Here is a 5,147-nt window from a genome sequence, read left to right as displayed (position 1 = left end):
GGCGCTCTGGGTGGCAGCCGCCGGGGCAGCGGCCTTGGCCGGGGCAGCGGCCTTGGCCGGGGCCGGAGCGGCCGGCGCTGCGGCCTCGTCTGCCGCCACTTCGATCAGCGCCACGACCTTGCCCTCGGACAGGGTGTCACCCACCTTGACCTTGATCTCCTTGACCACACCGGCCACCGAAGACGGCACTTCCATGGTCGCCTTGTCGCTTTCCAGCGTCACCAGGCCCTGGTCCTTCCTGACCGTATCGCCAACGGCGACAAGCACCTCGATTACCGGGATATCGCTGTAGTCACCGATATCGGGGACAAGTGCTTCCTTGATTTCGGCCATGGGGATAACTCCGGCAATCTGGTGTAGGGAAACGTCTATTGTGCGGCCAGCGGGGGCCAGCGCCAACCGTTACAGGTGTTTTCAGTACGCACGCAGCCGGGACACGCTGTTGCCCATGGGGCGCAGGCACCTCCAGTGGGTAGCGTATTGTCCGCACGATGTCCGCTTCATGTCGCCAGTGCATCGGCCACCGGCTGCCAGGCCTGACGCAGGCGCTGCAGCGACCAGGCCGCATTGGCCGGGCTGGTCGAGGGCAGCGCCAGCACACGCGGTGGCGCCCCCAGGACAGGCAGCACCCAGCGCTGGAATGCCTGCATCGACGCAGCACCATTGCAGCCGATCAGCTGCAGCTCAGGCAGCAGGGCGATCAGTTCCGGCAGCGCGTTGGCCACTTCCGTGCCACGCACGATGTCCGCATCCAGGCTGCCCCGGCGCTCGCATCGGCCGATCACATCCCACACCCCGACACCGGCGGCGTTCAGCGCGCGCATGCGTTGCGGATAGGGCAAACCGGCGTCAAAGCCGCAGATATCGGACATGAGCGGCCAGAAACGATTGCGTGGATGCGCGTAGTACTGGCCAGCGTGCAGCGACGCAGCACCCGGCATCGAACCAAGCAGCAACACGCGCGATCGCGTGTTCACCTGCGCGGGCAGGCCGGTGCAGAGCGTTGGCGCGCTCACGGTTTGTGCAACTGCATGAACATTCCTCCAGAGCAAAAACCCCATGAAAACAGGCTTTTCGAACTCATCGCTGAACAGAGCGAACTATTTTTTAACGCGCGTCGGATTCGATTCATGTTGAGGCGACTACGGTGTGCTCGCCCCGCAACCGGGGGCCCAAAAACAAGAAACATTAGGAGATACCCCCATGCGCTCCATCCGTATCCTGAGTCTCGCCCTGCTGACCTCCGCCGCCTTCGCGCCGGCCGCTTTCGCCCAGGACAGCAGCACCACCGACACCGCTTCGGGCAAGCATTTTGCCGTGGTTGGCGGCGTCACGCTGCTGCAGCCGAAGAATGATCCGATCACCGGCGTCAAGAAGCTCGATGGCGGCCCGGCGCCGACCGTCAGCTTCAGCTACTACGTCAACGACAACTGGGCCGTTGAGCTGTGGGGCGCTGCCGACAAGTTCGATCACCGCGTCAAGGGTCCGGGCAACACCCGCCTGGGCAGCGTCGAGCAGCAGCCGGTCGCGCTGAGCGGCCAGTACCACTTCGGCCAGGCCGACAACGTGTTCCGTCCGTTCGTGGGCGTGGGCTACTTCCAGTCGGCCTTCAGCAACGAATCGCTGGCTGACGGCAGCAGCTCCGACATCCGCCTGAAGGATGCCAAGGGCGTGATCGGCACCGTCGGCGTCGACATGAACATCAACTCCACCTGGTTCGCCCGTGCTGATGCCCGCTACATGCGCGCCCGCCCGGACGTGAAGGTGGGTGGCGAGAAGATCGGCGAAGCCAAGCTGGATCCGTGGACTGTCGGCGTGGGTATCGGCGCCCGCTTCTAAGCACCGTCTGCTTCACTGTCTGTACGCGACGGGCCCTTCGGGGCCCGTCGTCGTTTTCGTCACCCGCGTTCTGTGTAGAGTCGGGTCGTGCTCGACTGCTTTTTTCCGGACGTCGAGCAGGGCTTGACTCTGCAAAGGACGGAAGGCCGGTGATCGGGATGGACAATGTCGACCTGCTGGTGATCGGAGGTGGCATCAACGGCGCCGGCATCGCACGCGACGCCGCAGGCCGCGGCCTGCGCGTGCTGCTCTGCGAGCAGCACGATCTTGCGTCACATACCTCCAGCGCCAGCAGCAAGCTGGTCCATGGCGGGCTGCGCTACCTGGAACAGGGCGAGTTCGGCCTGGTGCGCAAGGCGCTCGGCGAACGCGATGTGCTCCGCAGGCAGGCGCCCTGCCTGGTCCGGCCGCTGCGCTTCGTGCTGCCCTGGGAACCCCACCTGCGGCCACGCTGGATGCTGCGGCTCGGCCTGTGGCTGTATGACCACCTCGGCCATCGCGGCGCAGCGTTTCCGGCTTCGCGCGCACTGCACCTGCCACACGACCCGTTGGGCACGTGGCTGTCGCCATCGTTGCACCAGGCCTTCAGCTATACCGACGCGCAGGTGGACGATGCACGCCTGGTATTGCTCAACGCGCTGGATGCCGCGCAACGCGGCTCGCGTGTACAGGTTCGCACCCGCTGCGTCGAACTGCACGGCGAGCAGGGCCACTGGCGGGCGGTACTGGTCGATGCAGCGGGACAGCAGCAGACGGTGCATGCACATGCCGTGGCCAACGCGGCCGGTCCCTGGGCCGGAGGCCTGCTGCAACGCATGCAGGCGCGCAGCGGCACACCGGCCCTGCGCCTGGTGCAGGGCAGCCACATCGTGCTGCGCCGGCCCTGGCCCGATGACAGCGCCTGCCTGCTGCAGCAGCCCGACGGACGGGTCGTATTCCTGCTGCCCTTCACCCACGACCACCTGCTGGTGGGTACCACCGACACCGACTATCAGGGCGATCCGGCGCGCTGCCACGTGCTGCCTTCGGAAGTGACATACCTGTGCGAGGCGGCCAACCGCTATCTGCGCCAGCCGATCACGGCGACGGAGGTGGTCTGGCAGTTTGCCGGCGTGCGCCCGCTGCTGGCCGACCCGGATCCGCGCGCGGCACGACTCAGCCGCGACTATCGCCTGCAGTTGCAGGTGCAGGGCGCGCCCGCCGTGCACGTGCTGGGGGGGAAGCTGACCACCTACCGCGTTCTGGCCGAAGAAGCGCTGGATCTGCTGCGGCCCCACCTGCCGCAGATGGGGCCGGCATGGACGGCAGCCGGGACGCCGCTGCCGGGCAGCGACTGGGGCGATGCCGTGCAGGCACGCTCTCACCTGCGGAGACTCGCACCGTGGTTGCCTGAGGACACTACGCGGCGCTGGGCCGAGGCCTATGGCAGCCGCAGCACCGAGCTGCTGCACGGGGTGCAGGGCATGGACGATCTCGGCGAACACTTCGGCGGTGGGCTGCACGCCCATGAGGTCGTGTTCCTGCGCGATCACGAATGGGCGCATACCGCCGAGGACATACTGTGGCGGCGGAGCAAGCTGGGACTGCGGCTGGACACCGCACAGGTGGCACGCCTGCAGGACTGGTTGGAGGAACAGCAGCACCAGGCCATGCCCGGCCGATCGCGGTGACACCCTGCATGGCCCGTCGCTGCCGATGCAGTAGGATTTCCCCATCGCTACCGGAGACGCCGCATGACGCCCCGCTACGTGCTGGCCATCGATCAGGGCACCACCAGTTCGCGCGCGATCCTGTTCGATCACGCCGGCGACATCGTCGGCAGCGCGCAACGTGAGTTCGCCCAGATTTTCCCGCAGCCCGGTTGGGTGGAACATGACCCGCGCGAGATCCTCACCAGCGTCTACGCCACGCTGACCGAGCTGCTCAGCCGCGAACAGATCGACCCGCGCCACATCGCCGCACTGGGCATCACCAACCAGCGCGAGACCACCGTGGTCTGGGAACGCGCCACGGGCCAGCCGATCCACAACGCCATCGTCTGGCAGTCCCGGCAAAGCCAGGCCATCTGCGAGCGGTTGCGCTCGCAGGGGCACGAAGCGCTGATCCGTGAACGCACCGGCCTGCTGATCGATGCCTACTTCTCGGCCACCAAGGTGCGCTGGATCCTCGATCACGTGGAAGGCGCACAACAGCGCGCGGAGCGTGGCGAACTGCTGTTCGGCACCATCGACAGCTGGCTGGTCTGGAATCTCAGTGGCGGCCAGGCACACGTGACGGACTACAGCAACGCCGCACGCACGCTGCTGTTCAACATCCACACCCTGGACTGGGACGACGAGCTGCTCGCGCTGCTGGACATTCCGCGCGCCATGCTGCCGCAGGTGCGTGACTCCAGCGCGGTGTACGCGCACACCCGGCCGCAGTTCTTCTTCGACCACCCGATTCCGATCGCCGGTATCGCTGGCGACCAGCAGGCCGCGCTGTTCGGCCAGGCCTGCTTCCAGCCGGGCATGGTGAAGAACACCTACGGCACCGGCTGCTTCATGCTGATGCACACCGGAACGCAGGCCGTGCGTTCGCACAATGGCCTGCTGACCACCATCGCCTGGGGCCTGGACGGGCGCGTGGAGTACGCACTGGAGGGGTCGATCTTCATCGCCGGCTCGGTGGTGCAGTGGCTGCGCGACGGCCTGCGCATGATCGATCGGGCCAGCGACAGCCAGGCGCTGGCCGCGAAGGTCGGCGACAGCGCTGGCGTCTATCTGGTGCCGGCGTTCGTGGGCCTGGGTGCGCCTTACTGGCGCAGCGACGTGCGTGGAGCGATGTTCGGCCTGACCCGGGGCACCAGCAGGTCGCACTTCGTGCGTGCAGCATTGGAAGCAATGGCTTACCAGACCCGCGATGTACTCGATGCCATGCAGTCCGATGCAGGTATCGGCCTGAGCGAGCTGCGTGCCGACGGCGGCGCGATCGGCAACGACTTCCTTGCCAGCTTCCAGGCCGACATTCTGGGCGTTCCGCTGCTGCGGCCACGGCTGACCGAGACCACGGCGCTGGGCGCGGCCTACCTGGCCGGGCTGGCGGTGGGATTCTGGGAAAGCCGCGAACAGATCGCCGCGCAATGGGGACTGGACCGCCGTTTCGAGCCGCAGATGCCGGCAGCACGGCGCGAGACGCTGTATGCCGGGTGGCAGCAGGCGGTCGCCGCCACCCTGGCCTTCCACGTCGATTGAGGGCGGTAGCGCCGGGCCATGCCCGGCGAATCAATCCCCAATCCGCCGGGCATGGCCCGGCGCTGCCCCAACATC

The 5,147-nt window shown here is 67.0% G+C and carries 5 protein-coding genes; 3 read left to right on the top strand and 2 right to left on the bottom strand.

The window, feature by feature from the left end; all coding sequences use genetic code 11:
- Both QMZ25_RS11905 and QMZ25_RS11900 read right to left on the bottom strand, forming a co-directional pair.
- Positions 1-333, bottom strand: a 333-nt coding sequence (locus QMZ25_RS11905) for a biotin/lipoyl-containing protein (protein ID WP_283219685.1), incomplete at its 3' end; no start/stop codon positions are given.
- 167 nt (positions 334-500) lie between these two features.
- Positions 501-1,061 (bottom strand): DNA-deoxyinosine glycosylase, encoded by a 561-nt coding sequence (locus QMZ25_RS11900; protein WP_180876804.1) that lies wholly within the window; start codon positions 1,059-1,061, stop codon positions 501-503.
- Positions 1,062-1,203: 142 nt separating this feature from the next.
- On the opposite strand from QMZ25_RS11900, the gene QMZ25_RS11895 reads away from it, so the two are divergent.
- From QMZ25_RS11895 to glpK, 3 genes are all read left to right on the top strand, one after another.
- On the top strand, positions 1,204-1,839 hold the full coding sequence (locus QMZ25_RS11895) for an OmpW family outer membrane protein (protein ID WP_053520322.1): 636 nt from the start codon (positions 1,204-1,206) through the stop codon (positions 1,837-1,839).
- 158 nt (positions 1,840-1,997) lie between these two features.
- Positions 1,998-3,509 carry a glycerol-3-phosphate dehydrogenase gene (glpD, locus tag QMZ25_RS11890; protein WP_283219684.1) on the top strand — a complete coding sequence of 504 codons (1,512 nt, stop codon included), beginning with the start codon at positions 1,998-2,000 and terminating at the stop codon, positions 3,507-3,509.
- A 63-nt stretch (positions 3,510-3,572) separates the two neighbouring features.
- A complete protein-coding gene (gene glpK / locus QMZ25_RS11885; protein WP_065181792.1) occupies positions 3,573-5,072 on the top strand; it encodes a glycerol kinase GlpK in 1,500 nt (499 codons plus the stop codon).
- Positions 5,073-5,147 lie beyond the last annotated feature (75 nt).

This window comes from Stenotrophomonas sp. RS-48 (genome assembly GCF_030053245.1).
GTDB classification, from domain to species: Bacteria; Pseudomonadota; Gammaproteobacteria; order Xanthomonadales; family Xanthomonadaceae; genus Stenotrophomonas; species Stenotrophomonas maltophilia_P.
Note: the sequence above shows the minus strand (reverse complement) of the source record. Positions and strands in the feature narration are given on the sequence as shown.

Excerpts from the sequence above, each read along its gene's own strand:
- glpD (WP_283219684.1), top strand. The coding sequence starts at position 1,998 with ATGGACAATGTCGACCTGCTGGTGATCGGAGGTGGCATCAACGGCGCC.
- glpK (WP_065181792.1), top strand. The coding sequence starts at position 3,573 with ATGACGCCCCGCTACGTGCTGGCCATCGATCAGGGCACCACCAGTTCG.
- QMZ25_RS11900 (WP_180876804.1), bottom strand. The coding sequence starts at position 1,061 with ATGGGGTTTTTGCTCTGGAGGAATGTTCATGCAGTTGCACAAACCGTG.
- QMZ25_RS11895 (WP_053520322.1), top strand. The coding sequence starts at position 1,204 with ATGCGCTCCATCCGTATCCTGAGTCTCGCCCTGCTGACCTCCGCCGCC.